The sequence below is a fragment of the Chryseobacterium paludis genome, assembly GCF_025403485.1.
Taxonomy (GTDB): Bacteria; Bacteroidota; Bacteroidia; order Flavobacteriales; family Weeksellaceae; genus Chryseobacterium; species Chryseobacterium paludis.
In genome coordinates this window covers 595,017-619,138 of sequence record NZ_CP099966.1, presented here as the reverse complement: position 1 = coordinate 619,138, position 24,122 = coordinate 595,017, and the positions used below count along the sequence as shown (strand labels likewise).

At 37.0% G+C, this 24,122-nt stretch carries 13 protein-coding genes; 1 reads left to right on the top strand and 12 read right to left on the bottom strand.

Annotation, left to right across the window (positions count from 1 at the left end; genetic code table 11):
• Positions 1-13: 13 nt before the first annotated feature.
• Entirely contained in the window at positions 14-2,389 is a 2,376-nt protein-coding gene (locus tag NG806_RS02555) for a glycoside hydrolase family 127 protein (RefSeq protein ID WP_261511852.1), read from the bottom strand.
• A gap of 509 nt (positions 2,390-2,898) precedes the next feature.
• Here NG806_RS02555 and NG806_RS02550 point away from each other — a divergent pair.
• Positions 2,899-3,585, top strand: a complete 687-nt coding sequence (locus NG806_RS02550) for an NUDIX hydrolase (RefSeq protein ID WP_214825957.1) — start codon at positions 2,899-2,901, stop codon at positions 3,583-3,585.
• A 2-nt stretch (positions 3,586-3,587) separates the two neighbouring features.
• Here NG806_RS02550 and NG806_RS02545 read toward each other — a convergent pair whose 3' ends face one another.
• The 11 genes from NG806_RS02545 to NG806_RS02495 form a co-directional block, all read right to left on the bottom strand.
• Positions 3,588-5,498: a DUF294 nucleotidyltransferase-like domain-containing protein gene (locus tag NG806_RS02545; protein ID WP_261511851.1), complete on the bottom strand. Its 1,911-nt coding sequence runs from the start codon at positions 5,496-5,498 to the stop codon at positions 3,588-3,590.
• 2 nt (positions 5,499-5,500) lie between these two features.
• Positions 5,501-6,142 (bottom strand): 3'-5' exonuclease, encoded by a 642-nt coding sequence (locus NG806_RS02540; RefSeq protein WP_261511850.1) that lies wholly within the window; start codon positions 6,140-6,142, stop codon positions 5,501-5,503.
• 90 nt (positions 6,143-6,232) lie between these two features.
• The gene (locus NG806_RS02535) at positions 6,233-7,960 is read right to left on the bottom strand and encodes a sodium:solute symporter family transporter (RefSeq protein WP_214825963.1); all 1,728 of its coding nucleotides are present in this window, start codon (positions 7,958-7,960) and stop codon (positions 6,233-6,235) included.
• Between the two features lie 3 nt (positions 7,961-7,963).
• Positions 7,964-9,124: an aldose epimerase family protein gene (locus tag NG806_RS02530; RefSeq protein ID WP_261511849.1), complete on the bottom strand. Its 1,161-nt coding sequence runs from the start codon at positions 9,122-9,124 to the stop codon at positions 7,964-7,966.
• 20 nt (positions 9,125-9,144) lie between these two features.
• Positions 9,145-10,641, bottom strand: a complete 1,497-nt coding sequence (gene araA / locus NG806_RS02525) for an L-arabinose isomerase (RefSeq protein ID WP_261511848.1) — start codon at positions 10,639-10,641, stop codon at positions 9,145-9,147.
• 139 nt (positions 10,642-10,780) lie between these two features.
• On the bottom strand, positions 10,781-11,479 hold the full coding sequence (locus NG806_RS02520) for an L-ribulose-5-phosphate 4-epimerase (RefSeq protein WP_261511847.1): 699 nt from the start codon (positions 11,477-11,479) through the stop codon (positions 10,781-10,783).
• Positions 11,480-11,659: 180 nt separating this feature from the next.
• Positions 11,660-13,360 (bottom strand): ribulokinase, encoded by a 1,701-nt coding sequence (locus NG806_RS02515; RefSeq protein WP_261511846.1) that lies wholly within the window; start codon positions 13,358-13,360, stop codon positions 11,660-11,662.
• A gap of 136 nt (positions 13,361-13,496) precedes the next feature.
• Positions 13,497-15,464, bottom strand: coding sequence for an alpha-L-arabinofuranosidase C-terminal domain-containing protein (locus NG806_RS02510; RefSeq protein WP_261511845.1), 1,968 nt, complete (start codon positions 15,462-15,464; stop codon positions 13,497-13,499).
• Between the two features lie 234 nt (positions 15,465-15,698).
• Complete coding sequence (locus NG806_RS02505) at positions 15,699-18,326, bottom strand: glycoside hydrolase family 3 C-terminal domain-containing protein (RefSeq protein WP_261511844.1); 2,628 nt, start codon at positions 18,324-18,326, stop codon at positions 15,699-15,701.
• A 205-nt stretch (positions 18,327-18,531) separates the two neighbouring features.
• Positions 18,532-21,273, bottom strand: coding sequence for a T9SS type A sorting domain-containing protein (locus NG806_RS02500; RefSeq protein ID WP_261511843.1), 2,742 nt, complete (start codon positions 21,271-21,273; stop codon positions 18,532-18,534).
• Positions 21,274-21,416: 143 nt separating this feature from the next.
• Positions 21,417-23,945, bottom strand: coding sequence for a glycosyl hydrolase 115 family protein (locus NG806_RS02495; RefSeq protein ID WP_261511842.1), 2,529 nt, complete (start codon positions 23,943-23,945; stop codon positions 21,417-21,419).
• Positions 23,946-24,122: the final 177 nt, after the last annotated feature.

Genomic DNA, 24,122 nt, shown 5'->3' with positions numbered 1-24,122 from the left:
CTTGTCAAGACTGTTAGTTTTTATCTGGCATTTGATTAAGTACTCTTACTTCAATGATCTTCGGGGTAAGTGATTTTTCACCTGATTTAAATTTTATCGTAAGAACTTCCTTACGATTTTCAGATTCAGGAATCGGAATTAATAATGATTGTGGAGAGCTGCCTAATGTTCCATCGAAATCTTTAGAAATCACTTTTACTCCATTAATTTCCACATTCAACATTCGGTTGTTATTGACATCGAAATAAAGAACATAAACATATTTTGCATTTTTATTCTTATTTCTCATCTGGTAACTGAACCAACCTTTAGCCTCGCGGAAATGGCGGTCTTCGATATAACCGGTATTGGAATCTTTGCTGTCGATGAAATGGTCTGATTCTGGCTGCTGTTCACCCAACTGGATTTTATCTGATGTAATGCTGTTCAGTTTTTTGAGGTCCTCTTCTTCTTCGGCTTTCTGTTTCTGAATCATTACAATTTTATCCTGATCCGCCTGCGGAAAGTAAATGATGTAACGTTCTTCCTGAATTTTATAAAACGGAACCAGTTCTAGTCCATTACCGAATTTATTCGGAGGATACAAACCTTTTAATCTGAAGGTGAGATCTTTTCCATTAACATTTTCCAAATGACTTAAAACCGAGGCTGAGCTTCCCAAAATGGTAGGAATTTCATTTAAAGGAATCTGCGGACCGTGCGCGATGTGTCCGCCTCTGCTGTCATCGGCCAAGAGTCCATCCTGATTTTCTTTTCCATATTTAGCAGCTAAAACAATCGGGCCATATTTAAACGCAAAATAGTCCGAATTATCGGGAAGTTGTTCTGCAGAAAGATGCATCGGCATTTTCATTTCTATAACATCACTTTTCTTCCATTCTCTTTTGATATTAAAGTAACCTTCAGCATCAACAGCAACATTAATATTTTTACCATTTACTGAAATGGTAATCTGAGAAGCATCCGACCATTGCGGTGCTCTTAATTTCAAATTTATATTTGATTTTGAAGCGACGTCAAAAATCAGTTTTGTAGATGCTGATTCCGGGAAGTTATTTTCCTGCCTAAGAACCACTTTCTTTTCAGACCATTTTAAAATGGAAGGGATAAAAAGGTTTACATACAGATCTTCATCTGAATAAGCATAAATCATTTCTCCATACTTGGCCTGATTCTCCATTCCTGAGCCTACGCAACACCAAAAGCTGGTTTCAGGCTGAGAATAAACCCTGTAATGACCTGGACGCATTGGTGTGAAATAAACAAAACCACCTTTTTCAGGATTTTGAGTGGAAAGAATATGGTTGTATAAAGCTCTTTCGTAATAATCTATATAAGATGATTTTGGATTCGTTGCATATAATTCTCTGGAGAGTTTCAGCATATTATAGGTATTACAGGTTTCGGGACCTTCGACACTTTTAATCATTCCACCGAAATCATTAATTGGATTAAAATGCTCACTCACACTGTTTCCTCCGATAATTACCGAACGTTTTTGCGTAACGTTCGTCCAGAAAAAATCGGCAGCATTGCTCCATTCTTTATTATTTTCTAAATCCGCAATACGTTTAAAACCAATCACTTTCGGAATCTGTGTATTAGCATGAATTCCAGTTAGTTTATCTTCATCATTCAATAAGGGGTTTAAAATTGCAAGATGTGAAAAGCGATGGGCAAGTTTGAGATATTTCGGATTTTTTGTGATGTCGTAAACATCAGCAAATACTTCATTCAAACCGCCATGTTCACTACGAAGCATCTCCTGAATCTGCGCATCGGAAAGTCCGGAAACTTCATCAACCATCCAATCTGTGAGTTTTATCAGTATCTTTTTTGCTTTCTCACTATCAGCATACCAATAAGCATCCCGCAAACCTGAATATGTTTTGTGGATATTATACAGTGGAACCCAACGGTCGTTCAGACCAAAAGTTGCAGCCCGGATGTTCCCCCCGGCAATCTCCTTCCAGATTTTTTTACCATTCGGAACTCCCGAAAGATAACCGTTTCCTGAAAAATCCTGACACCGTTCCAGTTCATCGATCATATAATCCAAACGCTGCTTGACTTCTCGATCATCTGTTGAAGCATACATGAGAGCCAGAGCGGAAATGTAATGACCACCGATATGACCATCCAGTCCTGTATTTTCCCAATTGGGATAATTTTCTTTTTTAAATTTCAATCCTGCTTCTTTTAGGTACGGTGCCAAAAGTCTGTCTGCATTCATCGATAGGATATATTTTTTATCCGTTTGCATTGCTTTTCGAAAATCACTATCAGATAAATGAACTCTATTTAGCGGAAAATAATTGATTTTCTTCTCTGTCTGCCCAAAAGCAAATGAAGCAAATCCTAAAAAAAGTATCAAAACCCGTCTGTTCATTATTAAATGTAATTTCAACATTTATAAAAATAGCAGAAAGAATCCAGATATAAAAGAATTTTGTAGAGAACAAAAAAACAGAGGTCTTATCAAAATTCAAAAAATGTAAAAAAAACAATAGCTTATCATAAAAAATAAGAATACCCAACTAATCACCTACACAGACCGTATATTTAAAACACTGTTTCCAAAATAATTACAACAAGTTTATATTAAGGTTTTATTAACGATTTGAATACTTATCGTAATTTTAGTAAATCAAAGAAAAACTAATTAATTAAGTTGTATTTTATTTTTTAACATAATTTTAACTTTTATTTTATGAACCACGATATGAATTTTAGGGAAAAAAGTAATAAATCTTGAATATTAAATCCCCAAAATAAGTTATCCTATGCATTTTCTGTGTGATATTAGAAAAAACAAAAATAAAGTGTTAAAATAACATTTAATCAACTTGATCGACAAAAAGCACGCTAAAAACATTAACTTTGTAGAAAATAATATTGATGTTAAAAGATTACTTACATTATCCACAGCATTTTGTTGCAGTTGACTGTATCATCTTTGGTTTTGATGGAGAAAATCTAAAAATTCTTCTCGTTAAAAGAAATTTCAAACCAAAAAAAGGAGAATGGTCTCTGATGGGAGGTTTTATAGGTTCTGATGAAAGTTCTGATCAAGCAGCAAACCGGGTTCTACATACTTTGACAGGTCTGGAAAACATTTATTTAGAGCAGTTAAATGCTTATACAAAAATTGATCGTGAACCAAATGCTAGAATTATATCCATTTCATATTATGCACTTATTAACATTGACAATGACATTCATATCAATGAAAAGTATAGTTCCAAATGGTTTGACCTCAAAAACTGCCCAGAACTCATTTTTGATCATAACGAAATGGTAAAAGATGCGGTTTTAAGATTAAGAAGAAGAGCCACTACTAAACCGATCGGTTTTGAATTGCTGGCAAAAAAATTTACAATGAAAGATATCCAGAATCTTTATGAAGCTATTTTTGATGAAAAATACGACAAAAGGAATTTCACGAACAAGATAAATGCTATGGATATTCTGGTCAATACCAATGAAAAAGATATGAACTCTTCTAAAAAAGGATCTTTCCTTTATAGATTCGATGAAGATAAATACAATAAAAAATTATCAGAAGGATTTATGTTTAAGATCTAAGTTTATAAACTTCCAATAAATTTCATCTTGATACCTGACTGAAAATTGCCAATAGTTTTGAAAATTTCAATCAATGTCACCCGTTCTATTCTGGTTAATTTACTAATATCCACATAATTGTCAGGGTGCCTCTTATCAATATTTATCTCATTAGCCTGATTTTTAAGTCGCAGAGCCATCAGATAATAGTAAGATTGATGAATTTCGTTATACTGCTGTTGTGTGAAAATTCCAATTTCAGTAAGTCTCTTCATTCTTTCGCCAGTATTTTCTAATTCCAGATGATTTTTCAATGCATATACACGAACCAGATCTACAATTGGAGACATTGCCGTTTTAATATCGAAAACTTCTGATTTACCAATCGTTTGAGTCTTTATTTTTTTGAAAAAAGTCAAAGGAGGCTCATATTGAAGCGCATTTTTTGCAATGTGTGCAAAAAACAGCTGGTTGGGTGAAACAAGTTTTTCCTTGATAAAAGTTTTAAGCTCCCATACAATATTTTCCTCACCATAAATAAAACGGAAATCAAAAAATGTAGAAAATTTCATTGCATTTTCTGGTATAGATTCATCTATCCATCTTGCATAATCTCTTTTCCAATGGGAAAGAGAATGGGTCCATTTTGGATTACTTGCCATAAAACCGCCTTTACAGTATACAAAACCAATGGTGTTAAGATCATCTGAAACACGTTTGGCAAATTCTAAAAAATATTCTCTTACAATTTCTCTCTGCTCATTCCCTTTGTCTTCATAGATGATTCCGTTATCCTGATCTGTGCTTAGGGTCTGTTCTTTTCGTCCTTCACTTCCCGTAACAATAAAAGCAAATTTCGCAGGTGGATTTCCAATTTCTTTTATCACTTTCTCTATTACCTTTCCTGTTATCGTATCGGCAATCGTGGTAATGACCTGGCTGGCAATTTCGCCATGTACTCCTCTTCCCAAAAGCTGATTGATCATATCCGGAACCTGTTTCCATTTTTTGAGGAGCTCTTCGATGTTTTCTGCCTGCTTTACTGACTGGATAAACACCAAAGGACTTTGTGCCTGCTCGCTCAGCAACCTGTTTCTGCTTAAAAAACCAACATATCCTTCTTTATCTTTCACTAAAAGATACCTTGATTTGGTTTGGAACATCATCAGAATCGCTTCATATAAATAGGCATCACTGGAAATACTTACAATCGGATTATCCATTACCTCTAAAATAGCTGTTCTTGAATCCAGACAACGGGCGATGACACGATCCCTTAAGGTAATATCGGTAGCATAACCAATAATCTCTCTGTTTTCCGAATTTTTGATAAAGATACAGCTTACCTTATTGGCGGCCATCAGTCTGGCAGCTTCAAAAACAGGTGTATTTTCCTCACACGAAACAATACTTTTATAAGCAATGCCTTCAATTTTCCGGGAATACAGCTGATCGGCTGCAAAATAACTTTCTTCGAAGGTTGCGGGTGTTTTTACAAAGTGTGAAAACTCCTCATCCAGCATTTTTATACCAAAATCTGAAGTAAAATAATGAAAAAAATCTTCGTACGCATTACACAATTCATAAAATTCTTTTCTGGGTAAAGTATAAACCACAGTTCCTTTTTTGGCAATGGCTGATTTCAGCGCACGGACTCTGTTCAGAACCACCGAAATTCCGCCGAAACAGTAAGGAGAATGGTGTTTAGTAACACATCTTTTATTTTCAGTAGCATCGAAAAAGAAAGTTTCGTATTCTCCTGATGAAATAATATCTACACCCGCCATCTCGGTCACTTCCTGACGATAAGCCAGCGTGTCTTTAGAAAACTCGGTTTTAATAAGTGTTTCGGAGATTTCAGCAAGAACCGTTTCGGGCAAAAGGAGAAAGGGCTCTGTTATTTTTAATAGTGAAATAATTTTTTCTTCTGTCATGATTATTCCATTTTATCTGTTAAAAATTTTAATTTACATTCTATTTCGTGATGGATTTTCTGAAGTTCATCTTCAGAAATCTCTCCGCGAGAACGAATTTCAAAAAAACATTTTGCCGTCATTTCAGCATCAATCACAGCATCATGAGAGTCTTCCATTTTTTCATTAAAAAGGAAATCGTAAAGCTGTGGCAAACGAAAATAATAAACTTGAGGATTTAAAATATAGTCTTTGCTTTTTAGCATCGTGCAGTAAAAATGACTTTGAGGAAAAGGATTTTCCAAACCCGCTCTGTAAAAATCACAGCTTAGCGTATGAATATCAAATTCTGTAAAATGTCCTGTAATTAACGGATGATATTGCTGAATATCTTTTGAAAGCTTCTGTAGAACAAACTTTCGTGCTTTTCCATTGTTGCTTAAAAATTCTCTGGAAATTTTGTGAACTTTGAATGACGGTAAACTGATTTCAAAATCTTCATTAATATAAAAATTCTCTCTTTTAATTTCTTTACTGTTTTCATCATACAAAATCCATGAAACCTGAACTGCTGAAGGCCAGTTGTCCGTTTCAGAATAAGGCAGATTCCAACGTTTCGGGATTCCTGTTGTTTCGGTATCGATAAAAAGGAGATATTTTTTCAAAACTTTATTTAAAATTACAAAATCATTAGTATTTTTTTAACAAAGATAGGATGCCAAGAATGGCATCCTATTTTCAAATATTTTTTAAAATTACCAAAATCTCACATAAAGTGCGGTCAGTAAAAGAACTGTTACTACAATCATAACCAATGTTCTGGAATCTACTTTAAACATGGTTGCATCTATTGCGAAAGCTTTTGGATTTACTTTCGGACCAGCCAAACTTATTATCACCATAACAGCAACCGTGATAAAGAATGACCAGCCCATATTAATCAAAAACGGAATTTCTGTAATCGTATGAACTACGCCATTTTCTAATTTTTCATAGGTAAAAGCAGTGTATAGCCAAGTTTCTTTCCCAAAAATATCTACTGCAAAACTGTTGAAGAAAATAGCCAGTAAGAATCCCAGAATAACTCCGACTAAAGCTGCTATTCCTGTCGTTCTTTTCCAGAACATTCCCAAAAGGAACATTGCAAAAACTCCGGGACTGATAAATCCGGTATATTTCTGGATGAATGTAAAACCACCTTCTCCTCCGATTCCCAAAACATCAGTCCACGTAAAGGCTAAAGCAACAGCCATTGCAATAATTATTGCCCAACGCCCCGTTCTTACCATCTGGATTTCAGTAGCATCTGCTTTCAGGTATTTTTTATAAATATCTAAAGTGAAAATCGTCGAAATACTGTTTACTTTTCCTGCCAAAGATGCTACGATTGCTGCGGTAAGTGCTGCAACTGCAAGTCCTTTCAATCCCGAAGGTAAAAATCCTAAAATCGCCGAATACGCTCCGTCTTTTACCCCGTTGAAACCAGGTAAATGTCCTTTTGTGTATAAAACATACGCTGCAATTCCTGGAAGCATTACGATAATCGGCATAAATAACTTCAAGAATCCTGCGAACAGAATTCCGGTCCTTGCTGTTTTTAAATCAGCTCCCAAAGCGCGTTGTGTGATGTACTGGTTGCATCCCCAATAATTCAGGTTTACGATCCACTGCCCTGCAAAATACATTGCCAAGCCCGGTAGAACCACATATTTCTGCACATTCAGATTTTCAGGCATTGCCAAGGTGGTCGTTGTAGTCGTTGGTTTGTCAAGCATTAACTTAAAGTGTTGCGGTGCTTCATTCATCAAAGTTTGAAATCCTGCGAAAGCATTTCCTACATCAGCTCCGTTAATTCTCTGGTCAACAATCTGAAGAGCCATGTAAACCGTTGCAAAACCTCCGATGATAAGAACTGCCACCTGAATTACATCAGTATAACCTATCACCTTCATTCCACCTAAACCGATAAGTAAGGCCATCAACAGCAACCCGATCATAATAATATGCAAATGCCCTCCTCCAAGTAAGGTATCTATAGCCAGGGCTCCTAAATATAAAATCGAGGTAAGGTTTACAATTACATATAAAAACAGCCAGAATACAGCCATTATCAACGAAACCGACTTGTTATAACGGGTCTCCAGAAATTGAGGCATTGTATAAATCTTATTTTTAAGATAAATAGGAATGAACCAGACGGCGATGATTATCAATGCAATTGCTGCAATCCATTCATAAGCTGCAACAGCAATCCCCACAAAAAAACCTTCACCACTCATCCCGATAAACTGTTCAGCCGAAATATTGGATGCAATCAAACTGGCACCAATGGCCCACCAGGTGAGTGAGCCTTCTGCCAAAAAATAATCCTTACTACCTGTGGCAGCGGACTTCTTCTTATTATAAATCCAAATTCCGTAACCGGCTACCACCACAAAATAAACAAGAAATATGATGATATCAATCGTTGCTAAGTTTCCCATAATCTATTTTTTAACTGAGAATTTATAAATCGTTTTAGTCTGATATTTTTGTCCCGGCTTAAGCTCTGTTGAAGGGAAAGAAGATTGATTTGGAGAATCCGGAAAATGTTGGGTTTCTAAACAAAAGCCAGTTCGGAATTCGTTTTTCCCTCCTGTTTTAGTATCAAACTTTCCATCAAGAAAATTTCCGGAATAAAACTGAACACCCGGTTCGTCTGTAAGAACTTCCATTATTCTTCCTGATCCAGGATGGTACACTTTGGCAATGCTTCTCATTCCGTTACCGTTCAAAATCCAGTTGTGGTCATAACCTTTTCCTTTTTTTAGCTGGTCATCATCTGAATTGATATCTTTTCCGATTGGTTTTGAAACGGTGAAATCAAAAGGACTTCCTTTTACTTCTTTCTGTTCACCCGTTGGTATCAATGTTTCATTTACAGGTAAAAATTTATCCGCATTAATTTGTAGTTCGTGGTCGGTAACCTCTTTTGTGAAATTCCCTGAAAGATTGAAATATGAATGTTGTGTAAGATTAATAACTGTTGATTTATCTGTCGTTGCTTCATAGGAAATTTCCAAAGAATTGTCATCTGTCAAAGTATATAAGACCGTTGTAAAAAGTTTTCCAGGGTAACCTTCTTCGCCATCTGCACTGGTGTAAGTTAACTTAAGAGTCGGAAAATTCGCATCTTTTACAGGTTCAATATTCCAGAATTTGGTATAGAAACCTTCTTTTCCACCGTGAAGACTGTTTGGTTTATCATTTTTATCAATCTCGTAAGTTTTGCCTTCCAAAGTGAATTTTGCATTGGCTATTCTATTCCCATAACGACCAATTAAAGCTCCGAAATAATAAGGATTTCCATTGAAATACCCTTCAGGTTTTGTGAATCCTAAAACGACGTCTTCATATTTCCCGTTTCTGTCGGGGGCCGTGAGTGAAGTAATAATTCCTCCAAAATTGATGACTTCCACCTTCATCCCGTTTTTATTAGTTAGGGTATATTTTTTTATGGAATCGCCTTTTGCCGTCACTCCGTAGTTTGAAACCTTTATATTATCCATGTGTTGGGATTGTGTCTTTTGATCGTTTTCTTTTTTATTGCAGCCGAAAATACATAAAACTGCAAAAATAATAATCAGATTGATAGTTGTTTTTCTCATTGTCTTAGGAATTTGCAATTTTAGCGATAATAAATTTCATTCCAGCGAAGATTGTTCTTAAAATCACGAATCTTTGTATCTTCATCAATTACCAGGGATTCAATTCCTGCAATTTCAGCAAAATCTTCCAACTGTTCTGCAATGATGTTTTCACTATAGCACGTATGATGTGCTCCTCCGGCCAGAATCCATGCTTCTGCTGCCGTGTACAAATCAGGTAGTGGCTTCCAAAGGACTCTCGCCACAGGAAGTTGTGGTAATTCTTCGGTAATTTCCAACGATTTTGTTTTGTTGATTAACAGTCTGAAATGATTTCCGAAATCCATTAAGGCAGCATTCAAAGAATCAATATTTCCTCTTGAGCTAAAAACCAGACGAACCGGATCTGCCTTACCTCCAATTCCCAACGGATGAATTTCACAAGATGGTTTGCCAACCGCCAAAACAGGATCGACTTCCAGCATATGAGAACCTAAAACCGAAGGATTTACAGGATTAAGATGATAAGTATAATCTTCCATAAAGGCATTTCCGCCTTCCAAACCCTGTCCCATTGTTTTCATTGCACGGACTAATGCTGCTGTTTTCCAGTCACCTTCTCCCGCAAAACCGTAACCTTTTTCCATTAACCTTTGAACTGCAATCCCGGGAAGCTGCTCCAGACCATGGAGATCTTCAAAAGTGTCTGAAAAACCTTTAAAATCTCCTTCTTTGAGGAATTTTTCTAAGCCCAGTTCTATTCTTGCCGCAGCTTCAAGTGATTTTCTATTGCTTCCTCCCGAAAGTAAAGAATCTGCCATTTTGTAGGAAGCTTCATATTCTTCCATTAAAGTTTTTACCTCACCTTCACCAATAGAATTGACAATGCTCACTAAATCTCCGATTCCCCAAGTGTTAACTGAAAATCCGAATTTTGTTTCTGCTTCCACTTTATCACCTTCTGTAACGGCAACATATCTCATGTTGTCTCCAAAACGGGCAAATTTCGCTCCCTGCCAATCTTCCCAGCCTGCTGCAACACGACTCCAGTCTCCGATTTGTTTCTGTACTCTTTCCTCAGCCCAGTGTCCGACAACTATTTTTCTGTTTTTCCGAAGACGGCTTACCATAAAACCAAATTCACGATCCCCGTGAGCAGCCTGATTCAGATTCATAAAATCCATATCCATTGTAGACCAAGGGATATCTTGATTGAACTGTGTATGAAAATGCAACATTGGTTTTCGCAAAGCCGTCAGTCCGCGAATCCACATTTTTGCAGGTGAAAACGTGTGCATCCAGGTTACAACTCCTATGCAGCTTTCTGCATAATTAGCTGTTGTTAATGTTTCAAAAATTTCTTCTGTTGATTTTACGGTTGGCTTAATAATAACTTTTACAGGAATTAATGAAGACTGATTAAAAGCTTCAACAATTTTCCGCGAGTGTTCCGCAACCTGAGCCAACGTTTCAGGCCCATATAAATGCTGGCTTCCGGTGATGAACCAGATTTCTTTGGTATTGAGAGGTGTTAACATATATTAATTGATAGTTTATAGTTTTCTGTATTTAGTTTGTCATTCCGAAGAATAAGGAATCTCTATTTGTTATATTTAAATGAGATTCTTCACTACAGTGAGTTTCATCCAAAATGATATTTTTAATTTTAATTTTTAATTATTGTCCGTAATAGGAATTTTTGCCGTGTTTGCGTTCGTAATGTTTTTTGATAAGTGAGTCTTTCAGGCGTGGTGCACCGGGGTTGATCTGTCTTGTGCGATAGGCCATTTCTGCAATAGTTTCCAGAACTTTACTGTTGTAAACGGCTTTATCAGCATTTTTACCCCAAGTGAATGGTCCGTGGTTTCCGATAAGAACCATTTCAACTTCTTCGTAAGACAGTTTTTTTTCTTTGAAGCAATCAAGAATCTGGATTCCTGTATTGTATTCGTAATTTCCTTCGATTAAATCGTCACGCATTGGTGGCGCACAGGGAATATCCGTTGTTAAATGGTCTGCGTGTGTGGTTCCGAAAATCGGAATATCCAGTTGTGCCTGTGCCCAGGCTACCGAATAAATGGCATGCGTGTGTGAAATCCCGCCAATATTTTCCCAATTTTTGTAAAGGTAAGCATGGGTTTTGGTATCGGATGACGGCCTTAATTTTCCTTCTACGACATTGACATCGTAATCTAAAATCACCATATCTTCAGGCTTTAGAATCTCATAAGGAACACCGCTTGGTTTAATAGCAAAAATTCCTTTTTCACGGTCAACCGCGCTTACATTTCCGAATGTATAAACAACAAGCTTCAAGGCATCCAATTGCATATTGGCTTCGTAACATTCTCTTTGAAGTTCTTTATAGATGCTCATTTTATTTTTATTAAATAATTAAATATTTTAAAAATTACAGATGATTTAAGCCATTCTTATTGATTTACTTTAACAATGAATCGCACACAGACAGGCTTGAGCAGAAATCTTTTTTATGCTGGCAAAAAGATTGGGTGTGGAAGACGGATATGGCTGTCTAAAAAAAAATCTGAATTATTTTTAGCTGGTCAATGATCTGGATTTCTTATTCTTAAGTTTTATACTGTTTTCAGTAAAGTCGGCGAGAACCTGATACTGATTCATTAATTCTGCATAATTTTCCACCTGATCTGCCTGAGGAAAATATTCTGCTTCGAAATCCGAACCCATTTTCCGGCTTGCTTCCTTAACATTTGGGTAAATCCCTGCTGAAACCGCTGCATAAATCGCTGCTCCCAAAGCTGGAGCCTGGTCAGATGCAGCTATGACGATGGGCATATTAAGAACGTTTGCCAATGTCTGCATTATAAACGGGGATTTTCTGGCAACACCACCAATTCCGATTACTTTTTCGATTCTTACCCCTTCTTCTTCAAAACGATCTACTATTTTTTTCGAACCAAAACAAATGGAATTAACCAATGCTTTGAAAATATGTGGTGCTTTTGTACCGAGTGAAAGATTATTGATAGCAGCTTTGAGTTCCTGATTGGCATCCGGCGTTCTTCGTCCGTTAATCCAGTCCAGCGCAATAGGGAAGGCTTCGGAAAGAGGAATTTTTTCAGCTTCCAAGGTAAGGTTACGAATGAGATTATTTTCTATTTCTTCTTTTAAAAGTTCTTTCTGATTGTTATCGATCACATTGGAATTCATCAGAATGTTGTGAACAGGCCAAGTCAGAATGTCTTTGTACCATGCCAATACATCACCAAATGCAGATTGACCGGCTTCAAGACCAATCAAGCCCGGAATAACGGAACCGTTGACCTGTCCACAGATTCCTTTAACGGTTTTCTCCTGAATAATTTCTTTGGATGCTACCATAATATCACATGTAGAGGTTCCCATAATACGGATCAGTGTATTTTCTTCTACTTTTGCACCAACTGCTCCCGAATGGGCATCGAAAGTTCCCACTGTAATGACCGTATTGGTAGTCAAGCCTAATTTTTCCGCCCATTCCTGATTTAGATTTCCTGCAACTTCGTCTGAAGTATATGTTTTTTCATATAACCTGTCACGAAGTTCAGCCAGAGACGGATCTAACTGATTGAGAAACTCTTTTGACGGCAGTCCACTCCACGATTCGTGCCACATTGCTTTGTGACCCGCTGCGCAGCGACTTCTTTTGAATGTTGCCAAATCCTGATGATCGGAAAGCAGAAAAGTAATATAATCGCAGTGTTCCATCCAGCTGTAAGCAGAATTTCTCACTTTCTCATCCTGTCTGTTGATGTGAAGAATTTTCGCCCAAAACCATTCGGAGGAATAGATTCCACCCTCAAATTTGGTATAATCTTCACCGCCCCAGTTTCTTGCCAAATGGTTTATTTCTTCAGCCTCATCAATAGAAGTATGGTCTTTCCATAAAACCATCATTGCATTGGGATTTTCTTCAAATCCAGGTGTTAAAGACAATGCTATTCCGTCTTTGTTTACAGGAAGCGGTGATGAACCTGTGGTATCGATACAAATGCTGACAATTGATTCTGGTGCTACTCCACTTTCTTTTACCACATCAGAAATGGTTTGTTGTAAACCCTCAATATGATCCAAAGGATGTTGACGAAACTGGTTCTCTTCCGGTTTACAGAATTTTCCCTGCTTCCATCGTTGGTAGTAGCTGACAGAGGCAGACAGTTCTGCTCCGTTTTCTGTATCAATCAGCACTGCACGTACCGAATCCGTACCATAATCCAGTCCGATAACATATTTCTTCATTTTATAATGAATTAAGTTTTAATAAATATTTACATTTTCCTTAATCGGAGAATAAAACAAATATAAGATTCTATTTTAAATAAATGTATAAAATACACTTAATTTTATTTTTTCCTTTATTGAATGTATTTTAGACTTATTTTGTCTTTAAAATAAGCAAAGAACTGGCAGGAATTTCTATTGAAAATTTCCCATTTTTAATGACAATATTCTCCTCAACTGGTTGTATATTTTCCATTTCAAAATTATTTTCATCAGAAAGTGCTGGAGCTGTTAGGATCGTTTTTATTAATTTTTGCCCTAATTTTATATTTTTAGGATTGATTTCTATTGACCTGTTCTTATGGTCTGTGTTTACAATTTTTATGATCACCTGATTATTTTTGCTGTCTTTTACGGCCGTTGCATAGAGCTTGTCCTGGCCGCTAACCGAATTTTTATTATGAGAAATTGTTAGCAAATCAGTTCCCTTATTATTTGAAAACAATTTTTGAACATAATAATTGGGTGTTGCATATGACTGAAGATTATTAAACCATATCAGATCCGGAGTCCATTGCCAGCCATCGGCATGAGCAAATAACGGCGCATAAGAAGTCATCGTTACGACATCTGCATTTCTTTCCAGACCAGTCATAAAAGCTGCTTCCGAGAGTGCCGATTCCCAGTTGTTTCTATTGTCTGGACTTACTGTTTTCACCGACTGAACGGCATATTCACCAGCAAAAACTTTAGGCCCGTTTCTATCGTATTTATCATATCTCGCTGCATTTTCCTGAAACCATTTTGCAGAATTGTAATAATGCTCATCTACAATCTGGGCATTGAGTTTCTTAAGCTCTTTCCAACCATAATCGAAAAATTCTCCGTCTGGCGATGGTCCACTTCCTGAAATAATTTTCATGTCAGGATATTTCGCGTGAATGGCTTTTTCAAAAATCTGGTAACGTTCAATGTAATCTTCCCCCCACTGTTCGTTTCCAACACCGATATATTTCATATTAAAAGCTTTGGGATGTCCCATTTCTGAACGAATTTTACCCCACTTAGTATTTACATCTCCATTAGCAAATTCAATCAAATCCAAAGCATCCTGAACGAAGGGATTTAACTCTTCCAAATGAACCAGTTCCCCTGTATTGAACTGACATGCCATTCCACAGCTGAGAATCGGCAAAGGCTCGGCTCCCAAATCTTCCGAAAGCTGAAAATATTCATAAAAACCTAATCCAAATGACTGGTAATAATCGGGTGTAAGACGGTGTGCAAACCCCGAGCTCCATTTATTGATGAGATATTCTCTGTCGGCTATATTTCCCAATGTTTTTTTCCATTGATATCTTTCGGCAAGTGTTCTGCCTTCCACAATACAACCCCCTGGAAAACGTAAAAACCCGGGCTGTAAATCGTATAATTTCTGAACCAAATCTTTTCTTAAGCCACCTTTTCGTCCTTTCCAGGTATCTTGCGGGAAAAGAGAAATCATATCCACATTCACAACACCGTTTCCTGTAAAAGTGATTTGCAGTTTTGCTTTTTCAACTGTCCCAGAAGCAGAAAAAACAGCCGAATATTTTTGCCAACCTTCTCCTTTGATAATTATTGGAACATTGGAAATCACTTCTCCATTTTCATCAATCAGGCTTGCAATAACCGCAGAAATATTTCCAGATACATTTTCCAGATCAAAGCTGAAATCATATTTAGCATCTTTAAGAAGTCCTATTCCCCGAAAACCTTCATTTTCCAATAGGTACTTTTTATCATTGTAAACGGTAATTCTTGCATAGTTTTTATTGGTTTTGGAATGCTCAGAATAAATCGTCAAAAAACCAGAATCCAGATTATGAGAAAGGGTTTGTGTATTTTGCTGTTTCCAGCCCATTAATGGCTCATCAAACTCAAAGCTTCGGTTCTTGATAAGCTCAGCATACATTCCGCCATCGGCTGCAAAATTGATATCCTCAAAGAAAATCCCATACATTGTCGGCTGAATTTTGATGTTGGTAGGACTACCATCCAGGTCTAAAGTAAATTTTGTTGCCTGTGCCGATGAACATGCAACGAAACCTGAGAGAAGAAGTGTGAAAATTTTATTTCTCATTCTTATAATTTTGAAATTGATTAGATTTTATTTTTTTTTGAATGCCCATTTTTAGAAATAATGCTTTTTAGCACAAATCTTTCTCAAATGACAATTGCTTTTAAACTTGCAAATGAAATTCGCTGATTCCTTTATATTTTATAAAATCACAGACAAAAAATGGCCTGCTCAGCAAAATTCATTAAGACTTTTCAATTACTTCAAATTGTGGATAATCATATTTTTTAAAAAAATTTATTGGACTTTCAACTCAAGACTTTTTAGTTCTGAATTTTTTGAAGTTCCGCCATACAAAACAGTATAATCTCCTGATTTTAAAATTAAATCATCTGCTTTTTCATCGTAAAATTTAAAAGACTCTTCAGAGATCTTTAGCTGAATATTTTTTGTTTCTTTTGCTTTAATCAAAACTTTTTCAAAAGCTCTTAAAGTTTTTATGGGTGCCAAAACATCGTTATTTCTTTTCACATACACCTGCACCACTTCTTCGCCGTCTCTTTCTGAAGTATTGGTAACTGGAATTGTTATCGTAATATTTTCATTTGAATTGATACTTTTTTTGCTCAATTCAGCATTCCCATAAATAAATTTTGAGTAGCTTAAACCATGACCGAATGAGTATAAAGGATCTTCGGTCATATAACGATACGTTCTTCCCTTCATATCATAATTCTCAAAACCCTGATGCTTGCTTGTTGTTGAAAGTGCATTATCCAATTGCTCAAGATTCCTGTAAAAAGTAATAGGTAATTTTCCGGAAGGATTATAGTCTCCAGCAAGAACATCTGCCACTGCTGTTCCGCTGGATTGTCCACCATACCAAGCATTCACTAGAGCATCATAATTCTTTTCGTCCTGTTGCAAACCAAGCGCACTTCCCGTACACAGAACGAACACAACAGGTTTTCCTGTTTTTCTAAGCTCAGCCAGCAATTGACGCTGAACTTTCGGAAGCTCTATTGAAGTTTTATCACCTCCTTTAAAACCTTCTGCATTAACCATCATTTCTTCCCCTTCAAGGCTTGGAGAAAGTCCGCCGACAAAAACAATTACATCAGCCTCTTTTACTTTTTCTTTTACTGAATTAAAATTCACCGGATCTTTTCGGTACACTTCAAAACCAATACTAACATATTTCCCTTTCTGGCTGTGCCGAAGCTCAACCTGATATTCTTTTCCTTTCTCCATTTTCACCGGAAATTCCGAAGGATGCCTTGCATCGGGACCTTTTCTTGTTGCAATTTCTTTTCCATCGATCACAAGTGTATAAATATCTGATGTTGAAGCAGAAAATATCACCTCACCGGAATAAGTGCTTTTAAAAACACCGGATATTATTGCCGAAGTATTTTCTCTGGCAACTCCCGGAGCAAGCTGGGTTCCGCCAAAACTGTTGTAGGTAATTCCTGTTTTATTAGTCGAAGTATTGACTGGCTTTTCTTTCCATTCATTATTATTAAAAAACTCTACCTTCATTCCCTTTTCACCATTCTTCTGGCTTACAAAATTCTGGTAAAGAGATGTTCTGGACGATGGATCTGCTACTTCGCTTCCTTTTTCATAGATGATTTCAGCATTAGGAAATTTAGCTTTAATTCCACTTAAAATCGTAACAGTTGAAGAAGGCGTTCCGTTGTAGTTTCCAAGCTGCATAATTCCGTCATCAGCATTGGGACCTACAACGGCAATTCTTTTAATATTTTTATTTAAAGGAAGGACATTTCCTTCATTTTTCATCAGTACAATAGACTTTTGAGCCATTTTCAATGCCTGCTCTCTGTGTTCTTTAGAATCTATAGTAGAATAAGGAATATTGTTCCAGTGAACGGAAGATTTAGGATCCAGCATTCCCAACTCAAACCATCCTTTCAGAATTCTTCGCATAGAAACGTCAAGATCTTTTTCTTTAATTAATCCACTTGTCAGAGATTTATTAAGATTATTATAAGTATCCCCGCATTCCAGATCTGTTGAATGTTTTAATGCATCTGCAGCGCTTGTTTTTTCATCGGGGTGTGTTCCATGGTATTTTTCCTGATAAAAATCTGCCAAAGCCCAACAATCTGAAACCACCATACCATCATATTTCCATTTGCCGCGAAGAATTTCATTAAGCAAAGTATTATTCGCGCAACAAGGCTGACCGTCGAATGCATTATACGCACACATCACCTCTCTAACATTTCCTTCCAGAACCAACGCTTTGAAAGCCGGCAGATAGGTTTCATAAAGATCTCTTTTCGAGATTTCGGCATTGTAGGAATGTCTGTTCCATTCCGGACCGCTGTGAACCGCAAAATGCTTGGCACAGGCGTGGGTTTTAAAATATCTAGGATCATTTCCCTGCAAACCTTTTACAGCAGCAACACCTAAAACAGAGGTTAAATAAGGATCTTCTCCGTACGTCTCCTGACCTCTTCCCCATCGCGGATCTCTGAAAATATTAATGTTCGGAGTCCAAAAGGTAAGACCTTCGTAACGCCCGGTTTTGCTCGCCTCATCAAAAGATTTATTGTATTTGGCACGGGCTTCGTCAGAAATCATTTCAAAAGTTTTGAGGTGTTCCGGAACATCCCAGGTTGCTGCCAATCCGATCGCCTGAGGGAAAACGGTAGCGGTTCCAGCCCTAGCTACCCCATGAAGTGCCTCATTCCACCAACCATAAGCCGGGATTTCCAATCTGGGAACGGCTTTGGAATTATCCATCATCATTCCGATTTTTTCATCCACTGTTAACAATCCCAGAAGGTTTTCAATCCTTTGCTCAACCGGCAGACTTGGATTTCGAAACGGATATTTATAATTCTGAGCAGAACTAAACACACAAACTATGACTGATATGGTTGATAAAATTTTATTCATATGATTGATTTTAAAGCAATTTTTCATTAAAACGTGCTAAATATTACCTTTAAATATGGTTTTACAATGCGATAAAGACAAATATAAGATTCTATTTTGAATAAATGTATATATTACACTTAATTATAAATGATAAAGAAAAAAAGTCACCGGAATAAACCGGTAACTTTGTGAGAAAGCATATTCTCATTAAATATGAATGAAATTATTGTTTTATAAATTTAGTTTTGATGCTTTCCTCTAAACCGGAAATTTCAATAAAATATACACCTGAAGGAAGTTTTGAAATATCAATTCTGTTTTTACCACGGCTAAGTTTTGTATGATAAGAAACTGTACCTCCTCTTGCATCACTAATTGAATATACGGCATCAGATGACTTCCAATCAACAAAAATTTCATTTCTAGCGGGATTTGGGTACAAAATAATATCATTTTTCGCTTCTACTACACTGCTTACTTTAAGTGTAGCAAAGCTCAAAGGGAGAAGGTTATTTGTGTACACATTGTTTTCAGTAAGATATCCCTGAAACGAACCGACTGTTGGTTCATTACCAGCTGTTACTTTATAAAATCCTGTAACCCCGCTTTCTGTTTTCAGTACATATCCTCCCGCAGCTACTTTTACAGACTGATAAACACCATTTATCTGATTGATCGTAATTGCTTTTGGTGTAAATACAGCACCTGATCCTGTGAATGTTTTGCTTCCTGTAGCATTGATTAATACAGGAACATTGGCAGGAATGATACCATTGGAAATCTGCGTGCAAACAACACTTCCGAAACCTGGCTGCATCATATATGCTGTAACTCCCGATGGAATGGCTGCCTGAAAAGGTAAAAGTACGATCCCATATCCATTGAAAGTTCTAGTATATTTTGCAGAACTTGCTGTAAAGCCAAAAGGCACCTGAAAATCTTTACCCAAATCCGAAAGAGTCAGATTCTGACAGGAATTGCCTGAAATTACATTTATATTATTGTTACTGACACTTCCGTTAATATAAAAAATACTGTTACGATTGGAAGAACCACTGTTCCAAGTATCTGCCGATGTGTTTCCTGTAACATCTCTGAAATCAATGGATGTATAATATTCATTTTCCAGAGCATCCGTAAGATTGCTGTCTGTAAGCGAGTAAGCTGCTGCAAATTTTGAAGCTCTTTCATTACCAACATTGAAATAAACATCACCAAGAGTGAGGGTGAGAATTGAGCTGTAATTTCCGCTTCGAAGCCCAATAATTCCCTTGCAGCCATACGGAAGAACCGTTCTTGATATATCAAATACCAGATCGAAACTTCCGGAGCCCGGAGCAGGAAATGCTATACTGCCGTAATTATAAGATCTTACTGTCCCATTAGCATCTACATAATACAGCGTCGTATTGGAAGAAGTCGGCAAATTGGTTGTGGTATAATTCAGTATATTAAAAACTAACTTGTTGTAACGGTCATCAAGATTTAAATATCCACTGGTAGCATCTGTATTTGAGCTTATCAATGGGGTGGAATTATAGAAGGTAACTGTCTTTCCGCTAAGCTGGTAATTAATACCAAACGCTGAATTGGTTGGAATCTGAGTTTCAATTTTATTATAATGAACATCACCGCCCGTCATTAAGGATATTGGTCTGTCACCGCTTTTATTAAAAACAAAAGTCATTACACTAGAAGGGCTCACCTGAACCGTCGGACGGAAGCTCGCCGTATTGAAAGAGAAAGGTGATGAGGCCATATTCAAGGATTGCGATGTGGTTGTCTGTGTCCCTGAAGTAGTAAAGAATGGCAGATCAACTTTAAGATCATACGTGCTGGAAGAAGAATTGATAACAACAAGGGTGATCTGGTTTCCGTCCAGCGAGATATAAGAAGATCCTTCCAATGTTCCACCGGAGGTTTCCCATTTTGCATCTATCCTTGTTTTTCCCGTTGTATTTTTAGCATATTGAGATAGAATATATCCTCTTTTGGTCATGTCCCCGGAAACTGTTCCGTATGAGCCGTCTCCCATAAGACCATAGTACCTTTTAGAGCTATAATGAATCCATGCATTTACATTTCCAAGCAATGCATTATTAACACTTCTTGCAAAAGTGAAACCATCCGTATTCCATGCAAAATCTCGTGGAGCTGAACTACTTGATGAGTTCCAATTGATCAGATATTCTGTCTGCCATATTTCTTTGTTATAATTTTGAAACTGCTTGTACACAGACTGCATTGAGCCATATTGATGACCTCCGTACACCTCAAAGTTAGCCATCACCGCAGGATCCAAAAATGCATTGGCAAAATTATCTGTAAAACCAACACTTTCGGGTGCTATTACCTTGCAATTGATGAGATGTCCATAATTTTTAACAAAGGTGGCTATTTGTGTCGGAGTCCAGATACACCCTTGATACTGTGCCATTTCATCGGGCTCATTTTGTATAGATATGTAATCTAATGTTACCCCATTATTTTGCATATAAGTTACAAAATTGTTGAGATACAAAGCATAATCCTGATAATTTTCAGGTTTCAGATAGCCTATTTGCTGGACACCGTTTGGATCAGTATAAACAGCATTGACATGGTTATTGGTTTTCCATGCTGCCGGCATTGTCCATGGACTGGCAAAAATGGTAAGACCCATTGATTTAGCCAGCTGGGCCGTTGCAAGAGCAGTGCTCCAATTGCTGCTTTGCTCGGGAATATAAAGGCGCATTATATTATACCCTCCTTCACTCCCTGCACCCCAGAGTTTTTGGATCTCTGTGGTAGTCATATGATTGTACCCAAACTGTGGACTACAAACAAAACCGCCGAAACCTGTAATTTTCTGATAAGCAATATTCTTATCAATTTTTACTTTTGCCTGCACATTTTGTGCATTCAGCTGTACTGAAATTGCAATACCTGTAATCATTACAAGTATTAATTTGAAGATTTTTTTCATAGTAATAAGTTGTTAAATTGTGGTGTTAAATGTGTCTAATGAATAGATTATGATGATTGTTAAGTCGTTATTTCAGCTTCTCTCTGAAAATTATCCCTTCATAAAATTCACCATCATCAATTTTCAACAATTACGCTCTTCTTTTATTTTTCTGAATAATCACTTTGAGGAGCTCCCAGGTAACTTGGTTTAAGACTTCCTGTATCAATAAGTATTTTCTCTAAAACAATTCCCGGCTCCAGAACCCTAAATCTCAACGTATGTTTGCCTGGTTGCAAAATCTGATGTTTCGTCACTGATTTAATGATTTGTTCCGACTGCCATTTCCCCAATTCTCCACGGTAATGTCCATTAAAATTAACGGTCTCGGGTTTTTCTCCATCAAATGAAATCTCATAACGCAATCCTTTATTATGATTAAAATTTAAAGTTGGTGCCAACAAAAGCTGAACTTCAAATTCTCCTTTGGATTCAAAATTAATATCATATTCCAGATAAATATTTTCATCGGATTGAGGATAGGCGTTTTGTGGAAAAGTTGTAATTCCTGATTTTGTTTTGCCGAAATCAGGGATCACTTCCCAATGAATCCTGTCTGAATTATTCATCCTCGCAAAGTTTTCCGCTTCAATAGAAACATACCCGCTTCTTTCTGCAAATACTTTTTCTTTCAGTACGTTTGCCTGGGAAACATAAGTCACTTCAGGCATTATATTTATTTTTCCGTCAAACCAGGCTTTATATCCTATCTTCATTTGATCCATCATATGCGTCCATTTTCCTCCGGAAATCTCATTGTTATATTTATTGTCGAGATAAGCATTTCTTTCAAAACAATCTTTCACTTTATCAGCATAGAAGTTGGCCTGAATATCTTTTTTAGCTGCCAGTTCCTTGTTTTTGGCAACAGCGTAATACATTTCATATAAATTGCTGCACGCGTCGATCGGGTATAGAACCAACTGATAATAGGCATCCTGATATTCTGCCGGAATCTGGTCTTTCAAACGTAATGCATCTAATGCCAACGCTCTGTAGTCATTCAATACCATTTCAAATTCATCATAATTCTCAAGACTGAATGTTTTACTGTCAAGCGTTTCCGGAGTTACTCTGCGATTGTATTTTGCATACAGGTTAATCATCCTGGCAATTTCCTTTGAATGTTTTTCTCCAAACTGCTGTGCAGCCCATTTTTCGGTATATTCCAAAAGGTTTTTAGAATTAAATTGTTTCGGATTCCACGCCATTTCCAGGAAAAAGCTGATCGGAAATTCCATTGGTTTTAAGTCACCCACGTTGACCACCCAAACTTTATCTACTTTATGTTCGTACGAAAGATTCATCTGCTCCCAAACCCGTTGAATCGGACTGATATTGATCCACTTAGAATTTCTCGGTCCGCCTACATAATCGAAATGATAATACATTCCGTAACCCCCTTTATGCAAAGGCTTCGAAAGGTCCGGAAGCTTTCTCACATTGCCCCAGTTATCGTCACAAAACAGTAGAATAACATCATCCGGAACTCTCATTCCTTTATCATAGTAATCCTGAACTTCTTTATACAAAGCCCAAACCTGAGGTGTTTTGTCAGCTTTTTTTCCAGTGACATTAGCAATGATTTTGCGCTGGTCCTCTACTATACTTTCCAGTAAAGAAATATTCGTTCCCTCTCCCATTGCTTCATCACCATCGCCGCGCATTCCAACAGTAACGAGTTTTTCCCAGTTTTCACTTCTCATGATTCCCGCTTTCCAGAATTCCTGTAATACTTTGGCGTTTTTAGAATAATCCCACACATTAGGCAAATTATTTCTTTTGATATATCGGTGCCAATCAGTCTGTGCCTGAGCCATCGGTTCATGATGCGAAGTTCCCATTACAATTCCCATTTCATTGGCTAAAGGTCCGCTCAAAGGGTCATCGTCGTAAAATGCTTTTCCCCACATGGCAGGCCAAAGGTAATTGCCTTTCAGACGAAGGATCAGTTCAAAAACTTTTTCATAAAATTTTGAATTAATCCCGCCAAAAGTTGCTCGTGCCCAACTGCCAAGCGAAGGTTCTTCATCATTCAGAAAAATTCCACGGTATTTTACGCCAGGTTCTCCATCGGTGTATATTCCTTTTTTGAAATATAAATTTTCTTTCTTTTCAACCGGAACATCAGCCCAGTAATTCCATGGTGAAACGCCAATCTGCTTCGACACTTCGTAAATGCCATAAATGGTTCCTCTTTTATCGCTTCCTGCAATCACAATGGCTTCCGAAACTCCCGGAAATGGATTGCTGATATTTTGGATAATATATTTTTCTGTTTTTCCGGTTAATGATTTCCCGTCGATCTTTTTTTGTTTAATTAAGTCATCGATCACCGATTTTGTTCCGATGGTTCCGATGATAATTAAAGGAGAATTGACCCCAGAAATCTGATTCAGTATATTGGGCTGTTCACCTGTTACTTTCTGAAAATCTGTTTGCAGGTTTTTTACCGCCCTCATAATTCCTGCATCCATCTGAGCCTTTGCATATAATGAGATTCTGACTGATTTATCTTTCAGAAGAATGGCATCATTGGTTTTTTCTGTTGTGATAAAACGTTCGGTTGCCTGTAGATGACAACAAGCACCAAACAATAGTACAAAGAGAAATAGTATTGGTAATCTGTTCATAATCTCTATCTTTTATCTTATTGAACTTTATAGGTTTAAATTTAATTCGATCAGTTGCGAATCTTACGCAGCCGAAGTGCCTCTCTATTTCTTATTTTTTTTAAAATCGGCGAATCTCATTCCTCGATTTGAGCGGAAATCCTTTTTGTTTTGATTAAACAAAAAGACTGGGGCCTT

What these genes read in the sequence shown, in the direction of transcription:
- NG806_RS02500 (WP_261511843.1), bottom strand. Translation starts at nt 21,273, where the DNA reads ATGAAAAAAATCTTCAAATTAATACTTGTAATGATTACAGGTATTGCA.
- NG806_RS02495 (WP_261511842.1), bottom strand. Translation starts at nt 23,945, where the DNA reads ATGAACAGATTACCAATACTATTTCTCTTTGTACTATTGTTTGGTGCT.
- NG806_RS02545 (WP_261511851.1), bottom strand. Translation starts at nt 5,498, where the DNA reads ATGACAGAAGAAAAAATTATTTCACTATTAAAAATAACAGAGCCCTTT.
- NG806_RS02515 (WP_261511846.1), bottom strand. Translation starts at nt 13,360, where the DNA reads ATGAAGAAATATGTTATCGGACTGGATTATGGTACGGATTCGGTACGT.
- NG806_RS02530 (WP_261511849.1), bottom strand. Translation starts at nt 9,124, where the DNA reads ATGAGAAAAACAACTATCAATCTGATTATTATTTTTGCAGTTTTATGT.
- NG806_RS02550 (WP_214825957.1), top strand. Translation starts at nt 2,899, where the DNA reads ATGTTAAAAGATTACTTACATTATCCACAGCATTTTGTTGCAGTTGAC.
- araA (WP_261511848.1), bottom strand. Translation starts at nt 10,641, where the DNA reads ATGTTAACACCTCTCAATACCAAAGAAATCTGGTTCATCACCGGAAGC.
- NG806_RS02505 (WP_261511844.1), bottom strand. Translation starts at nt 18,326, where the DNA reads ATGAATAAAATTTTATCAACCATATCAGTCATAGTTTGTGTGTTTAGT.
- NG806_RS02535 (WP_214825963.1), bottom strand. Translation starts at nt 7,960, where the DNA reads ATGGGAAACTTAGCAACGATTGATATCATCATATTTCTTGTTTATTTT.
- NG806_RS02510 (WP_261511845.1), bottom strand. Translation starts at nt 15,464, where the DNA reads ATGAGAAATAAAATTTTCACACTTCTTCTCTCAGGTTTCGTTGCATGT.
- NG806_RS02520 (WP_261511847.1), bottom strand. Translation starts at nt 11,479, where the DNA reads ATGAGCATCTATAAAGAACTTCAAAGAGAATGTTACGAAGCCAATATG.
- NG806_RS02555 (WP_261511852.1), bottom strand. Translation starts at nt 2,389, where the DNA reads ATGAACAGACGGGTTTTGATACTTTTTTTAGGATTTGCTTCATTTGCT.